Genomic DNA, 23,204 nt, shown 5'->3' with positions numbered 1-23,204 from the left:
ATGGACATGCGTGCGCTCGTCGTCGACCCCGACAGCCCCGGATCCCTGCGCCTGGGCACGGCGCCCGAACCCCAGCCCGCGCCGCATCAGCTGGTACTCGACGTCCGGCACGTCTCCCTCAACCGGGGCGAGGTGGCGTTCGCCGGCCAGCGTCCGCCCGGCACCGTGCACGGCTACGACTCCGCCGGAGTCGTGGTGCGCGCCGCGGCGGACGGCACCGGCCCCGTCGTCGGAGCGCGGGTCGCGGCGTTCGGCGCGGGCGCCTGGGCGCAGCGGATGGCTGTGGACACGACCGCGGTGGCCGAAGTGCCGGAGAATGTCGACCTCGCCGAGGCCGCCGCACTGCCGATGGCCGGCGTCACCGCGCTCCGCACGCTACGGACTCGCCCGATCCTGGGCCGACGGGTCCTCGTCACCGGCGCTGCGGGCGGCGTGGGCCGTTACGCGATCCAGCTGGCGGCCCTGGGCGGTGCCCACGTCATCGCCTCGGTGGGGTCGACCGGCCGCGCGAAGGGCCTGACCGAACTCGGCGCGAACGAGGTGGTCGTCGGACTGGAGGGCATCGAGGAGCCGGTCGACCTCATCCTCGACAATGTGGGGGGACCTCAGTTGGCCGCCGCCTGGGAACTCCTCGCGCCCGGAGGGGGCGTGCAGAACATCGGTTGGGCGTCCGGGGAGCCGACGGTGTTCGCGCCGTACTCGCTGTTCTCTGTCGGTCCGGCCAAGACGATGAGCACCTTCGGCGACGTCCATGAGGTCGGGCCGGACCTCGCCACCCTGCTGGGGTTCGCCGCGGACGGGAGGCTGTCGCCCGAGATCGACTGGCGAGGTTCCTGGGAACGCGTCGCCGAGGCCGCCCAGGCGCTGCTGGACCGGCGTATCGCCGGCAAAGCTGTCCTGGACGTGGCCCCGGTCGCGGGGGTCTGACGGGCGGAGTCACCCCGTGGTCTTCTGGCGGGGGCCTCGGCTCAGGACCTCCTCGAGATAGGCGAGGCTGGCCCGCTCCGCCTCGGTCCTGCGGGTGAGGTCGGCCGGGGCGAGCTGGTCGCGGAGTTCGCGGTAGAGGGTCACGCAGGTGCGGGTCGCTTCTCCGCACTCCTTGAAGTCGTAGCCCGCGACGGTGCCCTGGAGACGTTCGGCGAAGGCGGGGACCCGTGTCTCCAGCCGCCGTACGCTGCGGGGCAGGTGACCCGCCGACACCAGCGCCAAGGGGCCGAGTACCTGTTCCCTGACGAAGTTGAGCGCACCGAGGACATCGAAGAGTTCACCGCGACCGAGCTTGGTCGCGATGTAGTGGACCCAGGCCCAGAAGCGGTCCTCGATCCAGGCCGGGTCCGGCATCGGGTGGTTACTCTCGGTGCGACCGATCACGTCGGTGAGTTCCGTGGTCCTCTCCCACAGGACAACCGGGTCCTCGATCCGCGTCGCGAGCTCGGCAGGTGTGACGAACTTGTAGTCGACGTGCAGAAGCGGGTCCTCATACAGGCTGATCACCAGCCGGGGCTCGCCCACGTGCTCACCGGTGAACGCCGTGACCTGCCGTCCCCAGGCCGCGGTGAGGTCCAGGCGTTGCTCCATCACCGACGCGTGGTGGGCGGGGTCGATGACAGGTATCAGGTCGAGGTCGGAGTATTCGTCCAGTTCGTCCGAGAGCAGCGACCCGCCGGCGGCCAGGCCGATGAAGCGGTCGTCGCGTTGGATCTGCTGGAGCAATGTCTCCAAAAATCGGTTGTAATCGTGGGGCAGGTTCATGAGCGCCTCATTCGGTCGGAGCGGGCTGGCCTGAACAAAGCAGACCAACATATCGCCGCGCCGATCGGCTGGGGAACCGATTTTTCGAAGCGACGGGGGTGCGCTGGGCCGCCTCGGGTCGAGGAGCGGCACCACTTTCGTCAGGGTCGGCTCTGGGCCAAAGCGGTGTCGGCGCCGGGCCATCGGTCGGGGTCGCCGCCGATGGAACTCGTCCCGCGGGCGGAGGGTTCGGGCCGGGGCGCGAGGTTGACTGTCTTCATGAGTTCTGTTGCCACCACCACCGCGCGTTCCGACGTTCGGGCGCAACCGGGCGTCGTCGTCACCGGGATCGGAGTGCTGACGGCGTTGTGGTGCGCCGGGTTCGCGGTCTTCAACATCGCCTTCGAGTTCACCGACCACTTCGAGAGCGGTCCCTACGCCGACTATGCGGGCGGATTCGCGGTCATGGACTGGTTCGTCGTCGCCCTGAAGATCGTCGGGGCGGCGGTGGCGCTGCTGGCGGTGGCGAAGCGCCCCAGGTTCGTGGCGCCGTCGAAGCTCGCGGTGGTGTTGTGGGGCGCGTTCGCGACGCTGGCACTTTACGTCGCGGGCAGCCTGGTGGAAGCGGTCGGCATGCTGACCGGCCTGATGGGTTCGGCCGACGACATCGACGCGGCGGGCGTCGCCTACGTCTGCTTGTTCCTGGTCGCCGCGACTGGGTTCGGTGTGCTGGCCGTGTCGTACTCGCGGCGACACCAGGTGCGCAGGTCCCGCGCTGTCCTGGGCGTCCTGGGCGCACCGGCCCTGCTGGGCCTGATCCTGCTGGCCGTTCCGACCCTGCTGGCCGCGTTCGGTCTGATGCCCGCGCTCTGAACGGTCCCCGCCCGAGAGCGGCGGTTGGGCAGGACGGCGGTTGGGCAGGACGGCGGTTCGTCGCAACAGGCTGTCTGGTCAGAAGGGGCCGGCGCCGCCGACGGTGGTGCCGTCGGTGAGGTCGATCGCGAAGTCACGTGGTTCGTCGTCGTCGGGGTCTGCCACGCCCCGCAACCGGAGGTCGTCGATCTCGTCGATGCGGAGCCGCTCGACTGAGATCCGGTCGGTCCTCCACGCAACCCCGTCGGTGCCGACGGCGAGGACGTCCCAGTCGGTGGCCAGCAGGAGGAGCCGCGCCTGGCCGGCCTCCCGCACCGAGGTGACGGCGGCGCCGGTGTCGATACATCTGCCCGTGCGCGGCGCCATCACCTCGATAAGGAAGGGCGTGCCTTGCTGCAGCACGCACAGGGTCGCGGGGTTCGGTGTGGCGAAGAGTCCGGTAACGGCCCGGCGGGGCGGGTCGGGGAGGGCGGAGACCGAGGCGGTCCACTCCGGGCCGTCGTAGGGCATGACCCGGATGAGGGACGCCCTCCCCTGCGAGGTGCCTGGCGGGGTGAAGGTGTGGTCGGGCAAGGAACTCGGCCACTCCTCGAGTGTCTCTGCCGCGTAGTCGGCCGCGAAGCCGTCCTTCATCGCCTGGTTCCCCTCACTGCCCGCGTGGGTTGAAGAATCGGTGCATGATCACCTCGGTCCGGCCGGAAAGGGATGGTCGGGTGAAGATCTCGTACACGCCGTTCCTGCCGTTGAGCGATCCGGGAAGACGGTACTGCACGGAGTCGTTGCTCAGTCCCGGCTTGGGTTTGTTGAAGTAGCCGGGGTTCACGGTCCGGTTCCCGGAGGAGAAGATCGTCTCGTCGAAGGAGCCGGGGAAGTTGTGGAACGGTCCTGGCTCCTCGCCCGCCCGGTTCAGCACGCGTGCGGAGAAGATCCGCGCCGGTGGTCGAGCGGCGTTGCTGGCGGCGCTGGTGGCACTGGCACCGCTGGCGGCGGCCGCGTCGTCGGTCTGTGCGGCGGCCGGCCGGGCCGCCCTGGAGAAGCTGCGTCCTGCCGACTTCGCGGCCTGGGCGACCTTGCTGGTGGCCGACGCCGCGGCCTTACCCGCACCAGAGGCCGCGACCTTGGTGGCGGCGGAGCGGGCGGTGTTGGAGACGGCTCGGCCGGCGGTCGTCGCGGCGGCCTTGGCGGCCTGACCCGCCCCACTTCGGGCGAGTGCGCCGGCCCCGGTCTTGGCGAGGGCTCCCGCGCCCTTGGCCAGGCCTGCGGTTGCCGCGCCGGTGACGGCGCCGACGGCGACGTTGCTGGCCAGTCCGCCCCAGGAGAACTCCTGTTTGCCTTCGGCGACGTCGACCCCGTAGCCGGCGGCGGCTCCGGCCGCGCCGGCTGCAGCGCCGGCGAGGACGAGGCAGCCGACACCGGTCGCGCAGACCGCGCCGACGGCGATGCCGACACCGATTCCGACCGCCACGTTGGCGATCAGGCCCTTGTGTTCGCTGGCCCAGTCAGCGGCGGCGGAGACGCCCTTCTTGACGGAGTTCCAGGCTCCGGACAGGGACCACAGGCCGGTCGGGTCGGCGTAGATGATGGGGTTGTTCGCCCCGTACGAGTAGGGGTTAAGCGTCTGCGCCGAGGCGGGATCGGAGGCGGGGTCGGTGGAGATGAACCGGCCGAGATCCGCGTCGTAGTAGCGGGCGCCCAGGGCGTTGAGGCCGGTGGTCGGGTCCTTGACCTTGCCCAGGAACCCGTGGTCGGTGACCGGTGGGGCCGAGCCTGGCCGGATGTCGCCGTAGGGGTCGTAGTAGGTGCGTTCGACCAGGCTGGTGCCCTTGGGTACAGCGATCTGGGCGGACCCCTGCATGTCATTGAACTGCCACTTGAAGATGCCGTGGACGCGTTCGGCGACGGTGGTGTCGGCGATCTGGTAGAAGCGGGTGGCCTTCGCGGTCAGGCCGACGCCGAGGAGCAGCGTGATCTCCTGGCCGTCGATGTAGAGAGTAGCCGTACCGGTCGGGTCGACCCGGGCGAGCCGGGTGCCGTCGGGGGCGTAGACGAACTTCGTCTTCAGCAGGTGTTCGGTGGTAACCGAGGTGAGCTGGTGCTGGGCGTCCCAGTCCATGGTGGTGGGGACCAGGCCGAGCTTGACCTTGGTGTCCATGGCACCGTTGGTGTCGTACTTGAAGGACTTGGCGCCGGCCTTGGTCACCGCGTGCGGGTGGTCGGGGTCGGTGTAGTCGTACTTTGTCGTCCCCTGGAGCAGGGAGCGGCGCGAGGCGATGTTGCCGTCGCCGGTATAGGTCCAGGAGGAGTTGAACCCGGCAGGCCCGTCGTGGGTGTGGGTGGAGTCGGAGTCACCGCAGTCGGTCTGCTTGGTCGTCCACGCGTGGGCGAGACGGCTCAGGTCGTCGTAGCTGAAGCAGGTCGCGACCGGCTTGGGTAGGGCGTTGTCGGTGAGGGAGGTGAGGTTGCCGGCCGGATCCCACCGGTAGGTGTCGTCCTGCTTGGCCTTCGGTTCGTCGTCGCCCGGTCCGCCGACCAGGGTCTGCACGTGGGTCAGGCGTTGGCTTTCGGCGTCGTAGCCGTAGGCGCGGCGCAGCGGGTGGTGGGGGTTGGCGTAGTCGCGGCCGGCGATCTTGCCGTCGGAAGCGTAGCTGGTGTCGGAGATGTAGGTGGTGGTCGTGTCGCGGCCGGTCAGCGGGTTTCTGGTGGTGCCCTGCAGGGTCTTGGGGTTGCCGAGGTCGTCGTAGCCGGTGGTGAGGGTCTCGGCCGGTGCGCCGAGGACCTTGTCCGGGTAGCCGATCGTCTTCAGGTGGTCGGCGGCGTCGTAGCCGTAAGTGACGGTGTAGGTCTGGTCCTTGACCAGGCCGCTGATCAGGCCGGCGGGGAACTTCCACCTCTTTCCGGTGATCCGGCCGCGCGAGTCGTAACCGGTGGCGGAGACGGTGTAGCGGTGGTGACCGTCGTAGGTGGTCATGTCGGCGAGTTGGCCGACGCCGTTGGTGATACGGGCCGAGTCGTAGCTCCAGGAGGAGACGAGCCGGCCCTCCTTCGAGGCGCCTGCCCAGCGGTTGACCGGCCGGTCGAGCTTGTCGTAGTCGGTGGACAGGGTCGGGGTGTCGCCGCCCTTGGCGAGGGTCTTGGCGTCCCAGACCGCGAGCGGGTTGCCGTTGTCGTCGTAGCTGGTCAGGGACTTCCCGGCGTCCGGGTCGTCGGCACCGATCCGCTGGCCGAGCAAGTCGTAGGTGTAGGAGGCGCGGTGGCCTTCCGGGTCGGTGCTGGAGTCGATCTTGTCGGCGGGTGTGTAGATGTAGGAGGTGGTGGCGGCGTGGGCGCCGGTGCCGTCCTGCTTGCGGATCTCGCGGCCGCGGGCGTCGGTCCAGGAGGTGGTGACGACACCGCCCTTGGGCGGGGTGACGCGGGTGCGGTCACCGAAGTACTCGGTGGTGGTCGACCACAGTGGCTTGCCCTGGCCGTACTGCGTCGACTTCACGTCCCGGCCGAGCGCGTCGTAGGTGTGGCGGGTCTCGTCGATCTCGTCCGCGGGCAGCGCGAGCAGCGCCGACCCGGCCTTGCCCGGGGCGACGACCGGCATCGGCTCGGCGGCCACGTGTCCCGCGTCGTCGTAGCGGGTGTCCTTGACGATCGTCTTCGGGTGCTCGGCGGTGGAGGCCGGTGAGAGTTCCTGGCTCTGCCGGTCGCGGCCCAGGGAGTCCAGGAACGCCCACGTCGTGACGTAGGTGTCGCCGGACTGGAGTTGCTTGGTGGTGACCAGCGGCGCCCTCTTGTGGGCGGGGTCGAGGTCGTAGGAGAAGACCTGCGCCGGTGGGGCGTCGGGTGCCTGCTCGGGTTGGCGGACACTGGTGAGCCGGCCGAGCGGGTCGTAGGTGTTGATGGTGACCTGGGAGTTGACGTCCTTGACGCGGACCGGTTGTTGCCGGTCCGGTTCGAGGGTGGTGACCTCAGCCTGATCGAGCGGGTTGGTCTCGGTGACCGTCGTGGGTCGTCCGGTCGCGGGTTCGAACGCCGTACGGGCGACGTTGCCCTTCGCGTCGGTCTCGGTGAGGGTACGGCCGTAGGCGTCGTAGGTCGCCTGCGTGGTGATCGTGTCGGTGACGGTGTTAGGGCCGGACGCCTTTCGCGCGGACACGGTACGGGTCACGTCGCCCTTGTGGACCGGGCTGCCGAGCTTGTCTGAGCTGTCGTAGTACTGGTCCTTGCCGGTGACCAAGCTGCTCGGCTTGTCGCAGGATCCGGCGTAGGTGCGGACCCGGTAGGGGAAGGCCAGCATCCAGCGGTCGACGGTGTCGTTGTCGCGGGCGTAGGAGGTCTTGGTGCACCGCTGGTCGATGTCGTCGCCGGTACGGGCCTCGTCCAGGACGGAGATGACCTGCCCGTAGCTGTCGTAGGAGGTGGCCAGGCTCTTGGAGCGGGAGGTGCGGGTGCCGTCGTCAGCGATCACCGTCTCCCGGCTGGCCGAGTCGCTTTCGACGACCAGGTGGGCGTCGGCGTCCGGGTCGGCTTCGCCGGGGTCCTTGGGGGTGGTGCGGGCGGAGGTGTAGTTCTTCAGGCTGCCGCCGAGTTCGTAGCTGGGGTCGCCCTTGGCGTCCAGCGCGAACTGCTGGGTCTCGCGTTCCTTGCCGCGCAGGTAGGGCTGGTCGGTCAGGGAGGTTCCGCGGGAGTCGGTGACCATGACCGACTTCTTGCTGCCGTCGGATCGGCGGTCGCCGTTCATGCCGCGGAAGAACAGGGTGCGGGTCGTCGACAGCGATCGGCTGGCCTTCTCGCCGCGGTATTTCGGGTCGGACATCTGGACGACGTCGACGCTGCCGTAGCCGCGCCAGTCGCTCCAGGACTCGCGGTCGTTCGGGACGAGCGGGTCGTTGTCGGAGTGCCAGGCGGGGGTGCCGCGGTAGCGGTAGCTGGTGATCTGTGGTGGGGAGCCGCCGCCGGTGTCGTTGACCGTGACCCGGGTGACCAGGTGCTTGTTCCAGACGCCGAACCCGGAGCTGTCACCGTTGGTTCGCCAGCCGGGGAAGCAGTCCTGGGTGTTGGTGTCGTAGGCGGGTGGCAGGTCGCCCTTCGGGCAGGCGTGGGGCTGGCCGTAGTTGACGTCGACCCGGCGGCCCATCTCGTCCACGACCGAGGTCATCCGCAGCTTGCGCATCTCCGGCGCGCCGGCGCCCGGGTCGGCGTCGGCGCGGTTGACGCGTTCCTTGCCGGTGAACTCCACCGCGGGCAGCGATTTCGTGTTCGAGCCGGCCAGCCCGCTCTGCTGCACCTTCCGCAACCACAACGCGGCGCTGGTGCCGTCGGAGGGTTTCGGGAAGGAGAAGGTGAGGTCGAGACGATCGACGTCCACCCAGCCGCCGTCAGCACCGGAGCGTTGGGCGGTCACCGAGCGGAGCAGGTAGCCGGTGAAGAACGTCGGCGCTTTCTGCTCCTCCCCGGTGCAGCGCCCGGTGCACAGGGAGTCCATCGGCACGTCCGGGTAGGAGGTGGCGTGGTCCTGGTCGTAGGCCGGGCAGGTGCCGGAGCCGTCGGCGGCCTCCACGCAGCGGCGCTGGGTGGAGAAGTGCAGGCGGGCGGGCGCTTGGACGTCCTCGGAGCCGGAGCGTTGGGAGTAGACGATGTCGCGAAGCGATCCGCCCGCTGTGTAGTCGGTGGAGCGGTCGGCGTTGCCGTTGCGGGCGTAGCGATTCTTCTCCGGGGAGTAGAAGTAGGTGCTCGAGTTGCCGTGGGCGTCCACGACCTGGTCGAGGTTCCAGCGCCAGGCCTGCACACACCAGGAGTCCTGCGTGCTCGACGTGTGGCAGGGTTCGCCGGAGTCGTCACCGAACACCGGCACCGTGTAGACGGAGTCCGTCTGTGTGCCGGTGGTCGCCTGCTTACCGCGGCCGAAGGTGTAGGTGGTGCCCTGCGGGGTGGAGACCACCCAGTACTCGCCGTCGTTGTCGCCGTTGTCGGTGCCGCGGTGGCGGACGACCTTCCATCCAGGGTCCTGGCGGGCACGCCAGGTGTCACCGCCTGCCTGGGTGTCCTTCACCAGGGAGGAGGAGGTGCCTTCCAGGGACAGGCGGAGTTCGTCGCCGCCCCAGCACAGGTCGGCGGTGTCGCCGCCGTCGTCGGCGCACCCCTTGTAACGGCGTTCCAGGAAGGGCAGCGCGAGGTCCCACCCCTGACCCACCCACGACGGCTGGTTGTTCTCTGCCGCGACCTGGCCGTCGACGGCCTGGGATGAGTAGGACAGGTCGAATTCCGGTGCGTTGCCGGAGATGGCCGGCACCTTCGGCAGCGGCAGGGTCCAGTTGAAGTCGCCGGATTGCAGTCCGACCGACCACTTGCTCGAGCTCGATAGCTTCGTCGCGGTGGCCGAGCCTGTTTCACCCGAGGGCGCGGCGGCGACGACGAACACCGGGCCGGCCGGGTCAGGTGGTGCTTCGTCGCCAGCGGGGGTGCCGGCTGGGCCGCCGGCCGGGGTGGCCGTCGTGGAGATCTCGGCCACGAGGGTGTGGGTCCTCAGGTCGACGTGACTCCTGACCGGCGTGCCGGTCGCGCAGGCCGACGCGGAGGGAGTGACGAGGGCGCAGCCGGGCTTTGAGATCAGGCGTAGCCGGGTCTCGAAGTCGCCGCCGAACGCGTCGGCGAAGCCGGACACGTCGACCCTCACCTGCACGGTGCCGGTTGCCCGGACACCGTCGGCGCGGCTGAGCCGGAAGGCGGTGCCGTGACCGCCGAGTTTGCGGGCGACGTCGTTGCCGTACGCCTGGACGGAGACGCGTTCGGGCGTGCTCGTGGCCTTCGGCTCTGTTTTCGCTGAAGCTTTCGGTGCGGTCACGGCGACGACGGTTGAGCCGACCCGCGCCGGCTTGCCGATACCGGGGACGTCGACGGTGGCCGTGCCCGCGCTGGGCCAGATCACCGACGCGGGTTTGGCCTGCCGCAGTGGCTTGCCATCGACGCCGATCTCGTAGGCGGATGGAAGAGATCCCGTACCGACCTCCGTCCGTGGCACCTGCACCACCGACCTCTCGGCATCGGCCGGAGGTGTCGGGTCGTCCGCGGCGGCGGATCTGGTGAAGGGCGAGTGAAGGCTTGTGAGGACCAGCGCGACGGCCATGGTCCCGATGAAAGGTAGACGTCCCCGTGACAAGGCGATCTCCCGTCTCCGGTTGACATGCCCAGTGAGTTGGCCTTCGAGGCTTCCAGATGGGACGAAGGCCGTCAATGCCGTAGTTACCTTAAAAAGGACAAGGTTAACCAAGCGGGCGGACCGGTCGGGCCGCGTAGGCTCGGGACGAGCCGGGGCAGGTCGCCTGCCTCGCCTGTGTGGCGATGTCGCCATGCCGGGAAATCCGGAGGTCGTTGCGCGGCAGAGCTGGCAGGCTGTGCGAGGTGATCTCGGGCGCGGGCGCCGCGCCCCATCAACGGCGATCGAGGGTCTGGTTCTGCGGATGAGTGGCGGCGGGTCGCGTAAGCCCGGCTTGCGGGTGGCGGACCTGAGTAAGGCGGTGGCGTACGCGTTGCGGCATGAACCGTGGCTGTTCGAGCTGGAGTTGGACGCACTCGGCTGGACGTCCCTCGACGCGTTGGTCGCCGGGTTGCGACGGGAACGATGCTGGGACGCGTTGACCGTCGAAGATGTCGAGGCGATGGTGGCGTCGGCCACCAAGCGCCGTTACGAGATACACGAGGGACGGATCCGGGCGCTGTACGGACACTCGGTGCCGGGCCGGATTGTCGTGGTGCGAGGGATCCCTCCGGCTGTGCTGTTCCACGGGACGTCTCCCGACGCTGCCGAGGCGATCCGTACGAGCGGGCTGCGCCCGATGGGCCGGCAGTACGTCCACCTCTCCGTCGACGAGGCGACCGCGCGGGCCGTCGGAGGGCGGAAGGCCTCCCGCCCGGTGATCCTCACCGTCGCGGCGGGTGACGCCGCATCCAGAGGCGTCGTCTTCTATGCCGGCAACGAGAAGGTGTGGCTCGCCGACCAGGTGCCGCCGGACTTCATCACCGGCTGACCGCCAGCCGGCTCGGTGGTGGCCGGCATCGGTCGGGATAGGCAACAAGGGACGGTTCAGCCATGGGGATGGCATGCGCCTGCACCAGAATCGTGAGGAGTCGTGGCCGAAGGTTCACCACCCCTGGAGATGAACGTGCCGAAGACGAAGCTGGACATGGTGGTCAGGCCGATGACCCTGACCGAGAGCGAGGTCCACTTCTACCAGCAGGAGGGCTATCTCGTCCTGCCAGGACTCGTGGACCAGGCGGCGGTCGAAACGCTGCGCGAAGAGGTGTTCGAGGCCCTCGCGGCCAACGGCGTGTCCCGCCAATCGCTGCAGCGCGCGAGTGAGACGGCCGACAAGCTTCGCCAGTGTTCGCAGTACCTGTCGGGCTCCGCGCTCGACCAGCTCATCAACTGCGAGGAGACCCTCGCGGTGGCGTCCCAACTGATTGGTGGCCGCGCCGTACGGTATCTCCCGTTCACCGCAGTCAAGGCCGGAGGCGGTGGCGGCACCTTCCACTTCCACCAGGACAACAACTACACCCGTCACGACCCAGCGCTCGGTTCCATCAACATCTGGGTCGCCCTCGAGGACATGACCCCGGACAACGGCTGCCTTGGGATCGTGCCGCGTTCCCACCTGAACCAGCAGATCCCCTCGCGTAACAGCGACGACGGTGACCAGCACCAGCAGGTGGAGGTCGATCCGCTGTCCTGCCTGCCGATCCGGATGCGGGCCGGCGACGCGGTGGCCTTCTCGCGGTGGACCGTGCACGGCTCGGGACCGAACGTCACCGACGCGCCTCGGGTGGCCTACGCGCTGCAGTACCACCGGGAGGACGTCCGCTGGCTGGACCGGACGAGCGGGCAGTGGCGGCTGCTGGTCGACAACCCGCGGACGGCCACGTTGCCGGTGGACTCACTCGGCCCCCAGTAACGTTCGAACCCACGCTCGGACGCCTGGTCAGCGCTGACAGCCGGTCCGTCAGCACTGCCGGCCTCACGTCGATTCCGGGGCGCAGGAGTCGTGGCGTGGCATCTTTGGCACATGCAGACGGTGTATGAGGTCGCCGGTGCCGCCGACGGTTTGCTGCGCTTGGCGCACGCATGGCATGCCAGGGTGATGGCCGACGAGGTGGTCAGCCACGCGTTCATCCGCGGGGTCCGCGCCGACCACAGCCAACGGCTCGCCGCCTACTGGGCGGAGGCGCTCGGGGGCCCGAAGACCTACTCGGACTCCTACGGGGACGAGACCTCAGTAGTGCGGATACACAGCGGTAACGGCCCACACGAGGAGATGGACCGTCGAGCGATCGCGTGCTTCGATCAGGCGCTCGTAGACGTCGGCCTCGCCAGGGACGACCGGCTCCATCAGGTGCTGCATGACTACTTCGCGTGGACGACGACCACAACGATGTCCCGCTACCACGGGTCCGCGGATGACGTCCCGGACGGACTGTGCATCCCGCGATGGTCGTGGAACGGTCTCGTCGGCGAGAGCAGCCCTGACGAGACCTGATCGCCTGCTGATCGCACGGGCTGCTCTGACGAACGGCAGGGGTGTTGTCAGGCTGTCCGTGTTGTCAGCAAGTGGACAAGCCCAACTGGATCGTGGAAAGACGCGATCTTCACGTTCATACTAAAAAACCGTTATCGCCACGGTGGCCGAATCCCAGTCGTTCGCGACCTCTCGTCGTCCGGATCGAGCTTCGGAGTCGTCAAGAACAACTTTCACAACGTGCCGGACGGGATGCTCGACGAGTACCTGTTCGGTACCCCCGCGCAGAGCAACCCCCAGCAGTACTTCATCAGCCGCTGACAACGCCGTCCAGACCCAACCTGGCAGTGGCGGCTCCTGGTCGACAAGCCGCGGACGGCCACGCTGCCGGTGGACTCACTCGGACCCCAGTAACGCCTGCCCCGCTCAGCCGACGAGGAGGCAGAACGGGTGACCGGCCGGGTCGGCGAGCACGTACAACGGCTCCTCGGAAGCGGTCCGGTCCAGGAGCACTCGGGCGCCGAGTACCTCGGCCCGCTGCCGGTGCCGATCCAGTTCGGTGACGCTGGGGACCCGGAAGTCGTGTGCATCTGCATCGGGACGTCGTGAGTGGGCCACGTCGTCGGCTTCAGATGCTCGACTTCCTGGAAGGCGAGTTTCCGGGTGCCGTCAGCGTCGAGGAGGACCAGGCAGTCGGCTCCGTCGTCGGGGCCCTCTGCCGGTGGTTCGTCGCCCGGCCGGTAGCGCAGGCCGAGGAGTTGCCGGTAGAACTCCGCGAGTTCCCGGGCGTTCGTCGTGTCGATGGCCGTGTGCATCATCTGCGGGAACTCCGCGGCATCAGTCATGCCTGGTCATTCTTCGCTGGACCGGGCGCGCGCCACAACCCGGTGGCCGTGGAATCCTGGGGTGTGTCGACCCTCGTAAGGGCGCGGTCGGCCACTCTGCCGGTGGACTCACTCGGACCCCAGCAGCGCACGCCACCTTCGGATGGAGGGGTCTCCTCGGACTCTTCACTGTCTCTTCACCTCACGTCGCCTTGCGCAGAAGCGTCCGGTGCCTCTCGACCGGCAGTGTCGGTGGAATGCGATCATCAGGACGTCCCCATCGCAGCAAGGAAAGGCGCGCGTCCACGACCGTGCGACCCGCGCAGATCCGTATCGGCGCCGCTCTGGCTCTGGCCATCAGCGCAGGTGCGTTCTCGGTGCTGCCGGCGAATCCGGCCACGGCGGCGCCCGAGCGTCCGACGTACCTCGGAAAGACCTACTTCACCGGTGAGTTCCACGCCCACACCTCGATCAGCGACGGCGTCCAGATGCCGATGGACGCCTTCACCCACGTGGCCGCGAACAGCGACGCGGATTTCTTCACCCTCTCCGAGCACGACGTGCTCTACGACCGACGCAACAGCGACGACTTCACCACCGACTGGCGGCACGCCGTCTCCGACGAGTGGCGCTACCTGCACGAGGTGTCCGCGTCGTTCAACGCGAGCCAGGACGACCTCGTGACGATCCCGGCCGAGGAGATCACCTGGTACGACACCTCCGGTCACATGAACCTGTTCAACACCGACTGGTTCATGACCGCCCGCAGCGAGGGTGACTCGCTCTCCTTCGGCGCCGCGACCGGTGATCTGAAGTACGACCTGCCGACGTTCTACGCCCGGCTCAAGCAGGACCCGAAGGCCATCGCGCAGTTCAACCACCCCGACCCCGCCGGCAAGGGCGCCTTCGCCGACTTCAAGCACCTCGACCGGCAGGTCGATGACCGTGTCGACCTGATCGAGGTGAAGACCGAAGCCAATCGCGTGCAGTTGCAGCACGCGCTCGACGCCGGGTGGCACCTGGCCCCCGTCCTCAACGGTGATGAGCACGCCGCGAACTGGGTCAGCGGCGACGAGTCGATCACGGGCGTCTGGGCGACGGGCAAGAGCCAGTCGGCCGTCTACCAGGCGATGCGGGACCGGAGCATGTACTCCACCCAGGACGTCAACACTGTCCTGACGTTCGGTGTCAATGACAAGTTGATGGGTTCGATCCTGCCGGCCGACACCACGAAAGCCTCCCTTGACATCGGGCTCACCGACACCGACGCCAGTGACTCCTTCACCTCCGTCCAGGTGCTCACCAACGGCGGCAAGGTGGCGTATGAGGTCCCGGAGGTGTCCGGGCGGGACGTACACGTCACCCATGACCTGGCTGCTGCCGACGGGGACTACTTCTATGTCGTCGCGAAGCAGGCCGACGGCGACGTGATCGTGTCCGCACCGGTCTGGATCGGTGACACGACCCGCGGCGCCAACTACGCACCCACGATCACCGTCGACTCCGAGGTGCCGACCCAGGCGGCCTACGGTGACCGGATCGAGCTGCCAGCCGTCACCGCCGTCGACGACAGCGGGGCCGAGCCGAAGGTGACCTACGAGGTCTGGGACGACAACGGCCAGGTGCCGGTCACCGACGGCGGTTTCTCCGTACGCAGCTACTCCGATCACATCGTGGTGGTGAAGGCCGCGGACGCTACCGGGAGCACCGGTGCGCAGATGCTGCGGATCAAGGTCGCGCAGGAGCAGGCCGACCCGGAGGGCGCCTTCCAGTACATGGACGGCACCGCCACTGTCGGCGAGCGCCCTGGTACGGCCGGCCTCAGCGTTGCCACGGACAGCACCATCGACCACGTCTACGCGCAGGTCCGACCGATGGGCCACGGCACCTGGCGCAACGTCCCGGTCCTCACCTCGACCGGCGACACGACCTACGAGCTCAACACTATCGGCAAGCCGGGCGCGGTCTACCAGGACACGGTCACCGGGCAGCCGCTGCGCAGCCACGAGTTCCAGCTGCGAGGGCTGAAGAACGGCGGAGAGTACGAGTACCGCTTCGGGGTCTCCGAGGCCGGCACCGCTCCCCGCGCCACCGACGAGCGGGCCTGGACCGACGTACGCGGTGAGTTCCGGGCCGCGGGGGCGAAGAACGAGCCGATCTACCTGGTCGGCGACCTCGCCGCCACCTCCCGCGCGCCGGGCGACCTTGGGCTCACCCAGAAGGTGGTCGACCAGCTGCGGGACCAGGCGCCCGGGGGTTCAACCCTGGTCCAGACCGGTGATCTGGTGGCCGGAGGCGCCCACCGGGAGTACTGGGAGGACGTCGACAACCACGTGTACGACGGTCTCGGACTGCAGGTGGCGCCGGTGGTCGGTGACGGTGAGAGCGCGGGTGATCTGGAGTACAACACCCAGAACGCCGACCGCAACGCGATCTTCTCCAACGTGTACGCCCTGCCGCGGGACGGCGCTGTCGGGGAGAGCAACTACTCCTTCGACCGCGGCGATGTCCACGTCGCCGTCCTGAACACCAGTTACGACCTCGACAAGCAACTCGACTGGCTGGCCGAGGACGTCCGTGCCTCGCACCAGCGGTCGACCGTCGTCGTGGGCCACACGTCCTACTTCGGCGGGCAGGCCGCTGAGACCCCCGCCATGGCGGACGCACGCGCGAAGGTCTCGCGGGTGTTCGGTCAGCTCGGCGTCGACCTGTACCTCGGCGGCCACGACGATGTCTACAAGCGCTCCGCCATCTATGACGGCCGGCTGGCGGCCACGCCTGAGGAGATCGCCAAGGCGATCACGTTCGTCACCCTCGGCCCGGGTGGGCCGAACTTCGGCACCAACACCGCCAAGCCCTGGGACGACGTCGTGGACGACGCCGACACGCAGATGGGCACCGTGTTGAGGTCGACCGACGCGGGGCTGTCCGTGGCGACCTACGCCGTCGACGGCCGGCTGGTCGACGAGACGACACTCGCCCCGCACCGCAAGGGCTAACAGTCAGCTCCGTCGAGGTGGTCGACCGGGAGTTCCCTGGATGCCTCGACCGGGGCTGCTGTGTATGGCTGAAGGGCGGACCCGGTATCGGGTCCGCCCTTCGGCGTCAGACAGGCAGGTGGCGCCCTTGGCGCGGCGGACGAGTGCCTGGGCGAGTTCGATCTTGTACGCCGACCCCGGCGGGGCGAACGACAGGGCAGTGAAGGTGTTCGGATACTGCCGTAGGGGGCTCTGCGGCTCGAATGCGGTGCTCACCGAATGTGGGCAGCCGTTCGGGAAGCAGGTACGGCGTCGAGGTCCGCGCAGCCCCGCAGGTCTGCGAAGTCACGCCGCATCCGCTCGGCTTCGTCGCCATGCGTGAAGCCGGGGAGACCGCTCGCCCCGACGATGGCAGGGGACCATTGCGCTGCGGTGACCTTGCGACCGTCGACGGTCAGGGTGAGGAGTCCGGTGATGGTCTCCTGCACCGAACGGCGATTGCGCCAGACGAAGTTGCCGAGTCCGTAGGCGACGTAGGTGTCGTACCCGGCGAGGCGACCGGCGTGCAGGACGTGCGCGTGGCTGCCGATCACGATGTCCGCGCCTGTTTGCGCGAGTTCCTCGGCGAGCGAGCGTTGCTGGTCGGAGGGGCACTGGTCCTGCTCGATCCCCCAGTGGAGGAAGACGACGACCACGTCGGCGGCGCGCCGCACGCTCCGTACTTCCGCGAGCAGCCGCTCCGGGTCGACGGCGGCCGCGACCCCGGCCTTGTTCGGTCCAGCCGGGTAGTTCCTCGCGGTCGGATCGTTGAACGCCGTTGCGGCGATGACCGCGACCTTGGTTCCCCTGATCGTGGCGACATGCGGCGCGAACGCCTGATCGGCGTTGGCGCCGATCCCGACGACTGCCAGCGGGGCGCGCTTGATGGCGGCGAGAGTGTCGGACAGCCCCTGCGGGCCGTAGTCGACGCCGTGGTTGTTCGCCATCGTGACGACGTCGACGCCGGCCGCATCGAGCGCATCGAAGGCCGCCGGGGAAGCCCGGAAGGTGTAGGTCTTGTCTTCCGCGCGTCCACGCGTGGTGATGGCGGTCTCCAGGTTGGCGATGGTGAGGTCCGCCGCCTGCAACTGCTCCTTGATCGGGGCGAGCGCGGTGGCCGGACTGTCCAGGCGCGGCCGCACGTGGTCCTCGAACTGGATGTCGCCCGCGAACGACAACGTGATGGGCTGCCGCTCGTGCGTCGCGGGTGTGGACGTGCCTGGATCAACGGGCAGTTTGGCCGTGTCGGCACGGTTCACCGGCGCCCTCGATGCGGACTGTGCAGGTGCGGGCTTGGTCGGGTCCGCCACTGGTGGACTACCGCACGCGGTCAGCGCGACGCCGGCGACGAGAAGGGGCAGGAACGGAGCAGGAGCCTGGAAGCGCGGCACGCCACGAACGCTAGGTGGCGCAGAAGAGACGTGCGCAACCATCCGGTAATCGCTGACAACATACGCCGTCGGCGCGACCGTCGTCGGTCATCAACGACAGTCGCGCCTTCCCGGATCAATGGGACCGATCAGCCTGCTGGTGCGATCGCGTCCTTGGCGCGGCGGACGAGTGCCTGGGCGAGCTCGATCTTGTACGCCGACCCGGGCAGCGGTGTCGCGTCGCCGAACCCGACCGCATCCCCGTCGGGGGACTCCAGCAGCCACGGCACCGGCGCCACCGCGGCCAGTGCGACCCGTACGTCGTCGCCGGAGCGGACCGCCGCGACGCCGACCAGGGCGAACGCGTACCTCTTGCGGTCCATCGCCTTGAGGTAGGCACTGGCATCGGGCCGGGGTACGTCGATCTCGAGGATCAGCTCACCCGGCTCCAGCGCGGTCACACTCCGGTCGTCGTCGGTGGGGAGCCGGTACAGGTCGGCGACGGGCAGCTCCCGCCGCGACGTTCGCACGCTCGCCCCCAACGCGAGCAGGGCTGCCGCCGGGTCGGAGGGGTGCGCGGAGGCGCAGCGGCTGTTGCCGAACACGGCGTGTTCGTCGCTGCGTCCGTCCCGGGCGAGGCACTTCTCGCCACCGGCGAGCCAGCAGCCGTGGCCGAGCCGCCAGTACCAGCAGCGGGTCGCCTGCAGCAGGTTGCCGGCGATGGTCCCCATGTTGCGGATCTGCGGGGACGCCGAGAGCCGGCACGCCTCGACCAGGACCTCGGGCAGGCCGAGTGAGGCGTCGGCGTGTTCCAGCTCCGCCAGGGTCGTGCCCGCGCCGATCCGTACGCCGCCGTCGTAGGCGCTGATCCCGCCCGGTACGACGGCGCGGACGTCGACGAGGGTGTCGGCGGCGAGCAGCCCGTCGCGCAGCAGCGGGACGACCTCGGTGCCGCCGGCCAGGGCCACCGAGCCGGTGCCGAACCCTGCCTCGCTGGACTCGGCGTCGGCGAGGCTAGACAGTCGCCGGAGCTTCATGGCGTTCCTTCGCTGCTCGTCGGTCGGCCGCGTCGCGGAGGGCGCGCAGCATCTCCTCGCGGTCGAGGGGGAGTTCGTGGACGTCGGCGCCGGTGGCGTCGCGGATGGCGTTGGCGATCGCGGCGGCGACCGGGATGATCGGCGGTTCGCCGAGTCCCTTGGCGCCGAGGCTGGTGAGGTTGGGGTCGGGTACGTCGACGAGTTCGGTGATGATCTCGGGGACGTCCGCGATCGTGGGCATCCGGTAGGCGTCGAGGGTCTGGGTGAGGATCTGCCCAGTGGCCGGGTCGATCAGGCGTTCCTCGGACAGGGTGTGCCCGATGCCCTGGATGACGCCGCCCTCGAGCTGGCTGGACGCGCCGAGCGGGTTGATGACGCGGCCGACGTCGTGGATCGCGGCGAGGCGTTCGACGCGTACCTCGCCGGTCTCGATGTCGACGGCGACCTCGGCGACCTGCACGCCGAAGGTGTGCACGCCCATGCCGGTGGGGTTCGGGCCGCGGGCGCCCTTGCCGAGGATCTGGGCGTTGCCGAGCAGGCCGAGGACCTCCCCGACCGGCCAGGACTCCCCGTCGGCGGCCTCGATGCGACCGGCGCGCAGGGTGAGCTGGTCGGGTTCGCGTTCGTAGCGTTGCGCGGCGATGTCGAGGATCTGGCGGCGGGCGTCGCCGGCGGCGGCGCGGATCGCGGGACCCATCGACGGGGTGGTGGAGGAGCCGGCCGCGGCGACGGCGTACGGTCCGCGGTCGGTGTTGCCGAGGACGAGGTCGACGCTGTCCAGGGGGAGGCCGAGCTCCTCGGCGGCGATCTGGGACATGGCGGTGCGGGTGCCGGTGCCGATGTCCTGCATCGCGGTGACGACGGTGGCGCGGGCGTCGGAGCCGACCCGCACCCAGGCGTAGGCGGGCGGTCCGCCGCCGCCGTACCAGATCTGGGACGCCATACCCACACCTCGCTGCCAGGGTCCTTCGCTGCGGGCGCGGACGTCGTGACGGCGGGCCCAGTGCTTGTCGGCGCGGGCGTAGCACTCCATCAGGTTGTTGGAGGAGTACGCGGTGCCGGTGGAGGGGTCGGCCGGGGAGAAGTTGCGGCGGCGGATCTCCAGCGGGTCCATCTCCAGCTTCACCGCGAGCTCGTCGATCAGGCACTCCAGGCTGAAGGTGCCCTCGACGAAGCCGGGTGCGCGGAACGCGGCCATCGGCGGGGTGTTGACGCGGGCGGCGTACTCGACCGTCCTGACGTTCGGGCAGGCGTAGAGGCCGTGCATCGGACCGGCGGTCGAGGCCATCCAGCCGTCCCAGCCGAGGGCGGCGACGAACTCCCCGCCCAGCGCGACGATCGTGCCGTCACGGCGGGCGGCGACGGTGAGGCGTTGGATGGTGGCGTTGCGGTTGCCGGCGGCGAGGTTCTCCTCGCGGCGGGTCAGCGCGCAGCGGACGGGGCGGCCGGTGCGCTTGGCGAGTTCGGCGGCGATGAAGGTGTAGTGGCCGGGGTCGTTCTTGGCGCCGAACCCGCCGCCCATGTACTCGCAGATCACGCGGATCTTGTCGGCCGGCATGCCGAGCGCCTGGGCGACGCCGCTGCGGACACCCCAGATGTCCTGAGTGGAGGTGTAGACGACGAGGGTGTCGCCTTCCCACGTGCACACCGACTGGTGGGTTTCGAGGGAGTTGTGGAGCACGACCTGGGTGCGGTACTCCGACTCGACCACCACGTCGGCCTCGGCCACCGCCGCGTCGAAGTCGCCGCGTTCATAGTGGCGGGGTTCGGAGGTGAAGTGGCCGCGGCGTACGGCGTCGTCGGGGTCCAGGACGGGCTCCAGGACCTCCCAGTCGACGTCGATGAGCCTGAGCGCGGCGCGGGCCTGGCCTTCGCTGTCGGCGGCGATCGCGGCGACGGGTGCGCCGTGGTAGCCGGCGAGTGCCTCGACCTCGGGGGCGTCGCCGGGGCCGATCGCGCCGCGCACGCCGGGCGCCTGCAGGGCGCGGGACAGGTCGATGTGGCGGACGCGGGCGTGGGCGTAGGGGGAGCGCAGGACTGCGGCGGACAGCATGCCGGACAGGCGTACGTCGGCGGTGTAGATGGCCTCGCCGCGGGCGCGGGCGCGTCCGGACTTGCGGGTGGCGGGCCGGCCCACGACGTCGAGCGGGCCGGAGGGCCACTGGTCGAGTGAGTCCTCGTCGACGACCAGCCAGATGGTCTCGAAGCGTCCTTCGACTTCCTTCTCGGTCCTGATCAGTCGCGCCATGTCAGGATCGCCTCCTCGATCTTCGGGTAGGCGCCGCAGCGGCAGATGTTGCCCGCCATCGCGTGCCGGATCTCCTCGCGGCTCGGCTCGGGGTTGTTCTCGACGAGGGCGGTCGCGGACACGATCTGCCCAGGCGTGCAGAAGCCGCACTGGAGCGCGTCGCAGCGGACGAACGCGTCGACCATGGCGTGGTCGCGCAGTCCCTCGATGGTGGTGACCTCGGCGCCGTCGACGGTGTGGGCGAGGGTGATGCAGGACAGCGTGGGCCTGCCGTCGACCTGCACCGTGCAGGCGCCGCAGTGTCCTTCGCCGCAGGCCACCTTGGTACCGGTGAAGCCGAGGTCGTTGCGTAGAACCTCGGCGAGGGTACGGCCGATCGGCGCGTCGACCTGGTAGCGCTGGCCGTTGAGCCTGACCCTCATGGTGTCGGGTCCGGCCGCGTCGTCGGGGTCGGGTGCGGCGTCGCTGGGGTGCGGCGCGACCTCGGCCGTCATGACATGCGCCGGATGCTCGGCTGCGAAGGAACCCGTCGTTCGGTCGTCATTGGCCGTCCCTCATCGTGTGCCGGTCTGAAACAGAGCGCCCCCCGTTGCTCCCATCGTTCCGGCTATCCTCCGGCCCCGCGCCGGGTTGTGTCCAGCACCGGCCCATCCGGTAGTGGCTGCGGTTGCGGATCAGGGTCGCGACATCGCTGACTCACGTGGTGCTGCGGCGCGGTTGCCTCGGTGAACCCACCACGGGCCGCGTCGCCGTGCGTGCTGGGCGACCGGCGTACGGACGCACAGAAGCGCCTGATTCCTCCGCGCGTAGCATCGCCTGGTGGCCAGCTCGATTGCCGTGACGGTGAGGCCCTACTGGCTGAGCGCGTGGTTCCTGCGTTTGATGAGCCGTCCTGTTGTTCGGATCGACGGGGCAGAGCATCCGGCCCGCTGGGGCGTTCCATGTTCCGTCGCGGTCGAACCCGGATCACACACGGTTTCCTGCGGCATCCGCTACCGCGGATTTTCCGTCCCCTCACCACCTGTAGGCGGCGCCCGCCCGCGGCCGGGGCCAGATCTGCTCCAGTCTCGACGTGACACGCCCAGCCCGCGTGGTGAGGCCTCCCAGGCTCGCGTGCCATGGTGGCCGGACGCTGAGTGTCGGACTTCGGCGCGGCGACGAGAAGGGCCGCCGTACCGAGCCGAGCCGAAAGGGGCGAAACAGATGGCGAAGCACCAGGACTCACGAGGCGATGGGCCGAGGAGCACAGGTGTCATCCGTGGACGACTGACCCGGAGGGTCGCCGCACCGCTCGCGGCCGCCGCTCTGCTGAGCGCGGCCGGAGCCGGGGTCGCTCAAGCAGCGCAGCCCGTGAACGCCGCTGCGGCGCTGCCGACGTGCACGGCCTCGAGCCTTACGGCGTCCCTGCACAACCCGTTGGCCGGGGGCATGAACCACCAGGGCGTCGAGCTGCAACTGAAGAACACCGGCACCCGCACGTGCGCGCTACTGGGCTACCCGGGCCTGGGCCTGGAGAACGCGCAGCACCAGGTCCTGACGTCGCAGGTGACATGGGGCAGTACGTGGTACGCGAAGGACCCGGGCAAGAAGGTCATCTCCCTGCGGCCCGGCCAGTTCGCGCAGGCGGTCATCGCCTGGTCGCACGCGAACATCGGCACCTCGGGCGCCGTGCACGCCGCCTACCTCGAGGTGACCCCGCCCGCGGCGACCACACACAAGACCCTGGCCTTCCCTGAGTGGGTCGACAACGGCGACCTCTCGGTCACATCCGTCGCCCACAGCATCGCCACCACCGACTGAGGCACCCGGCTCAGGGCGCGCCAAGGCGGCGCCGCGGGCGAGGGGTGAGGCGTTGATCCGACTGCGTACGTGGTCGCCGTCGCGTGAGCGAAAGTCATTGCCGGATGCGTCACGGCACGCTTGTTACCGACTGCCCTTGTCCCTGAGGGTGGGCAGGCCGGCCGCCAGTGCCGAGAGTGTCCGGACGAGTGTGGGCAGCAGCGTGGGGCGGGAGTCGGCCAGTTCTGGGTCCTCGGCGTAGAGCTGGGCGAGGACGGGGGGTGGGTTGGCGGCCCGATAGAGCATGCCGGCCAGGCCACCGGCCATGGCGACCAGCTCGCTGCTCTCGCGCTCGGTCAGTTCGGTCGCGCGGGCGACCTCGGCGCCCATCGCGGTGAGGTTGTCGTGCATTGCGTGCTTGAACGTGCGGGCGGCTGGGACGGACACGTTGTGCTCGAGGCTTGTGGAGACGTGGCTGAGCAGGTCGCAGAAGAGTGGTCGGTCCGCAAGTGTTTCGGCCAGGGCGGTGATCGCCTCGACTGTGCCTGTGGCGTCACGCAGTCGGTCGGAGACTGCTTGGGCCCAGTGTCCCCACTCCTCGGTGAGCAGTTCGAGGTAGATCTCTTCGCGAGTGCCGAAGTATCGCGCGATGTTCGACTTGGCCAGCCCCGCGGCCTCGGCGACCGCGCCCAGGCTCACGTTGCGTACTCCGGAGGCGCGGGCGAGGTCGCGCGCGGCGGTGAGGATCGCCTCGCGCCGCTGCTGCTTGTGCTCTGGCCGTCTGGCCCGGAGGAATGCCGATCGCGTCATCTCGCGTCAAGCGTACTGACG

16 protein-coding genes are annotated in these 23,204 nt (G+C 69.4%); 7 read left to right on the top strand and 9 right to left on the bottom strand.

Translation table 11 applies throughout. The features are described from left to right. Entirely contained in the window at nt 1-927 is a 927-nt protein-coding gene (locus HEB94_RS05650; protein WP_202896158.1) for a zinc-binding dehydrogenase, read from the top strand. A 9-nt stretch (nt 928-936) separates the two neighbouring features. On the opposite strand, the gene HEB94_RS05645 is transcribed toward HEB94_RS05650, so the two are convergent. Beyond that, entirely contained in the window at nt 937-1,752 is an 816-nt protein-coding gene (locus tag HEB94_RS05645) for a hypothetical protein (RefSeq protein ID WP_192748930.1), read from the bottom strand. Nucleotides 1,753-2,010: 258 nt separating this feature from the next. On the opposite strand from HEB94_RS05645, the gene HEB94_RS05640 reads away from it, so the two are divergent. After that, entirely contained in the window at nt 2,011-2,604 is a 594-nt protein-coding gene (locus tag HEB94_RS05640; protein ID WP_192748929.1) for a hypothetical protein, read from the top strand. 78 nt (nt 2,605-2,682) lie between these two features. Here the strand turns inward: HEB94_RS05640 and HEB94_RS05635 are convergent, their stop codons facing one another. Together HEB94_RS05635 and HEB94_RS05630 are read right to left on the bottom strand one after the other, a co-directional pair. Next, nucleotides 2,683-3,237 (bottom strand): hypothetical protein, encoded by a 555-nt coding sequence (locus HEB94_RS05635; protein WP_192748928.1) that lies wholly within the window; start codon nt 3,235-3,237, stop codon nt 2,683-2,685. A 13-nt stretch (nt 3,238-3,250) separates the two neighbouring features. Next, the gene (locus tag HEB94_RS05630) at nt 3,251-9,715 is read right to left on the bottom strand and encodes an RHS repeat-associated core domain-containing protein (RefSeq protein WP_192748927.1); all 6,465 of its coding nucleotides are present in this window, start codon (nt 9,713-9,715) and stop codon (nt 3,251-3,253) included. A gap of 334 nt (nt 9,716-10,049) precedes the next feature. Between HEB94_RS05630 and HEB94_RS05625 the strand changes: the two genes are divergently transcribed. From HEB94_RS05625 to HEB94_RS05615, 3 genes are all read left to right on the top strand, one after another. After that, nucleotides 10,050-10,616, top strand: a complete 567-nt coding sequence (locus HEB94_RS05625; RefSeq protein ID WP_192748926.1) for an RNA 2'-phosphotransferase — start codon at nt 10,050-10,052, stop codon at nt 10,614-10,616. A gap of 135 nt (nt 10,617-10,751) precedes the next feature. Beyond that, complete coding sequence (locus HEB94_RS05620; RefSeq protein ID WP_192748925.1) at nt 10,752-11,537, top strand: phytanoyl-CoA dioxygenase family protein; 786 nt, start codon at nt 10,752-10,754, stop codon at nt 11,535-11,537. 111 nt (nt 11,538-11,648) lie between these two features. After that, nucleotides 11,649-12,119, top strand: coding sequence for a group II truncated hemoglobin (locus tag HEB94_RS05615; RefSeq protein WP_192748924.1), 471 nt, complete (start codon nt 11,649-11,651; stop codon nt 12,117-12,119). 212 nt (nt 12,120-12,331) lie between these two features. Here HEB94_RS05615 and HEB94_RS55065 read toward each other — a convergent pair whose 3' ends face one another. After that, nucleotides 12,332-12,943, bottom strand: coding sequence for a VOC family protein (locus tag HEB94_RS55065; RefSeq protein WP_238361434.1), 612 nt, complete (start codon nt 12,941-12,943; stop codon nt 12,332-12,334). A 290-nt stretch (nt 12,944-13,233) separates the two neighbouring features. On the opposite strand from HEB94_RS55065, the gene HEB94_RS53345 reads away from it, so the two are divergent. Continuing rightward, nucleotides 13,234-15,921 carry a metallophosphoesterase gene (locus HEB94_RS53345; RefSeq protein WP_192748923.1) on the top strand — a complete coding sequence of 896 codons (2,688 nt, stop codon included), beginning with the start codon at nt 13,234-13,236 and terminating at the stop codon, nt 15,919-15,921. Between the two features lie 251 nt (nt 15,922-16,172). On the opposite strand, the gene HEB94_RS05600 is transcribed toward HEB94_RS53345, so the two are convergent. The 4 genes from HEB94_RS05600 to HEB94_RS05585 all read right to left on the bottom strand — a co-directional run bounded on the left by HEB94_RS05600 (nt 16,173) and on the right by HEB94_RS05585 (nt 21,088). After that, the gene (locus HEB94_RS05600; protein ID WP_192748922.1) at nt 16,173-17,330 is read right to left on the bottom strand and encodes a CapA family protein; all 1,158 of its coding nucleotides are present in this window, start codon (nt 17,328-17,330) and stop codon (nt 16,173-16,175) included. 128 nt (nt 17,331-17,458) lie between these two features. Continuing rightward, on the bottom strand, nt 17,459-18,346 hold the full coding sequence (locus HEB94_RS05595; protein ID WP_192748921.1) for an FAD binding domain-containing protein: 888 nt from the start codon (nt 18,344-18,346) through the stop codon (nt 17,459-17,461). After that, nucleotides 18,324-20,594 carry a xanthine dehydrogenase family protein molybdopterin-binding subunit gene (locus tag HEB94_RS05590; protein ID WP_192748920.1) on the bottom strand — a complete coding sequence of 757 codons (2,271 nt, stop codon included), beginning with the start codon at nt 20,592-20,594 and terminating at the stop codon, nt 18,324-18,326. Before HEB94_RS05590 ends, HEB94_RS05595 begins: the two co-directional genes overlap by 23 nt. Continuing rightward, the gene (locus tag HEB94_RS05585; protein WP_192748919.1) at nt 20,582-21,088 is read right to left on the bottom strand and encodes a (2Fe-2S)-binding protein; all 507 of its coding nucleotides are present in this window, start codon (nt 21,086-21,088) and stop codon (nt 20,582-20,584) included. The genes HEB94_RS05590 and HEB94_RS05585 overlap by 13 nt, the downstream gene beginning before the upstream one ends. Nucleotides 21,089-21,797: 709 nt before the next feature. Here HEB94_RS05585 and HEB94_RS05580 point away from each other — a divergent pair. Next, on the top strand, nt 21,798-22,394 hold the full coding sequence (locus tag HEB94_RS05580; RefSeq protein WP_192748918.1) for a DUF4232 domain-containing protein: 597 nt from the start codon (nt 21,798-21,800) through the stop codon (nt 22,392-22,394). A 123-nt stretch (nt 22,395-22,517) separates the two neighbouring features. Here HEB94_RS05580 and HEB94_RS05575 read toward each other — a convergent pair whose 3' ends face one another. Then, nucleotides 22,518-23,183: a TetR/AcrR family transcriptional regulator gene (locus HEB94_RS05575; RefSeq protein ID WP_192748917.1), complete on the bottom strand. Its 666-nt coding sequence runs from the start codon at nt 23,181-23,183 to the stop codon at nt 22,518-22,520. Nucleotides 23,184-23,204 lie beyond the last annotated feature (21 nt).

This window comes from Actinopolymorpha pittospori (genome assembly GCF_014873875.1).
Lineage (GTDB): Bacteria > Actinomycetota > Actinomycetes > Propionibacteriales > Actinopolymorphaceae > Actinopolymorpha > Actinopolymorpha pittospori.
The sequence above is the reverse complement of the archived record's forward strand: the minus strand, read 5'-3'. Positions and strand labels throughout refer to the sequence as shown.

What these genes read in the sequence shown, in the direction of transcription:
- HEB94_RS05650 (WP_202896158.1), top strand. Translation starts at nt 1, where the DNA reads ATGGACATGCGTGCGCTCGTCGTCGACCCCGACAGCCCCGGATCCCTG.
- HEB94_RS05645 (WP_192748930.1), bottom strand. Translation starts at nt 1,752, where the DNA reads ATGAACCTGCCCCACGATTACAACCGATTTTTGGAGACATTGCTCCAG.
- HEB94_RS05640 (WP_192748929.1), top strand. Translation starts at nt 2,011, where the DNA reads ATGAGTTCTGTTGCCACCACCACCGCGCGTTCCGACGTTCGGGCGCAA.
- HEB94_RS05635 (WP_192748928.1), bottom strand. Translation starts at nt 3,237, where the DNA reads ATGAAGGACGGCTTCGCGGCCGACTACGCGGCAGAGACACTCGAGGAG.
- HEB94_RS05630 (WP_192748927.1), bottom strand. Translation starts at nt 9,715, where the DNA reads ATGGCCGTCGCGCTGGTCCTCACAAGCCTTCACTCGCCCTTCACCAGA.
- HEB94_RS05625 (WP_192748926.1), top strand. Translation starts at nt 10,050, where the DNA reads ATGAGTGGCGGCGGGTCGCGTAAGCCCGGCTTGCGGGTGGCGGACCTG.
- HEB94_RS05615 (WP_192748924.1), top strand. Translation starts at nt 11,649, where the DNA reads ATGCAGACGGTGTATGAGGTCGCCGGTGCCGCCGACGGTTTGCTGCGC.
- HEB94_RS55065 (WP_238361434.1), bottom strand. Translation starts at nt 12,943, where the DNA reads ATGACTGATGCCGCGGAGTTCCCGCAGATGATGCACACGGCCATCGAC.
- HEB94_RS05595 (WP_192748921.1), bottom strand. Translation starts at nt 18,346, where the DNA reads ATGAAGCTCCGGCGACTGTCTAGCCTCGCCGACGCCGAGTCCAGCGAG.
- HEB94_RS05590 (WP_192748920.1), bottom strand. Translation starts at nt 20,594, where the DNA reads ATGGCGCGACTGATCAGGACCGAGAAGGAAGTCGAAGGACGCTTCGAG.
- HEB94_RS05585 (WP_192748919.1), bottom strand. Translation starts at nt 21,088, where the DNA reads ATGACGGCCGAGGTCGCGCCGCACCCCAGCGACGCCGCACCCGACCCC.
- HEB94_RS05580 (WP_192748918.1), top strand. Translation starts at nt 21,798, where the DNA reads ATGGCGAAGCACCAGGACTCACGAGGCGATGGGCCGAGGAGCACAGGT.
- HEB94_RS05575 (WP_192748917.1), bottom strand. Translation starts at nt 23,183, where the DNA reads ATGACGCGATCGGCATTCCTCCGGGCCAGACGGCCAGAGCACAAGCAG.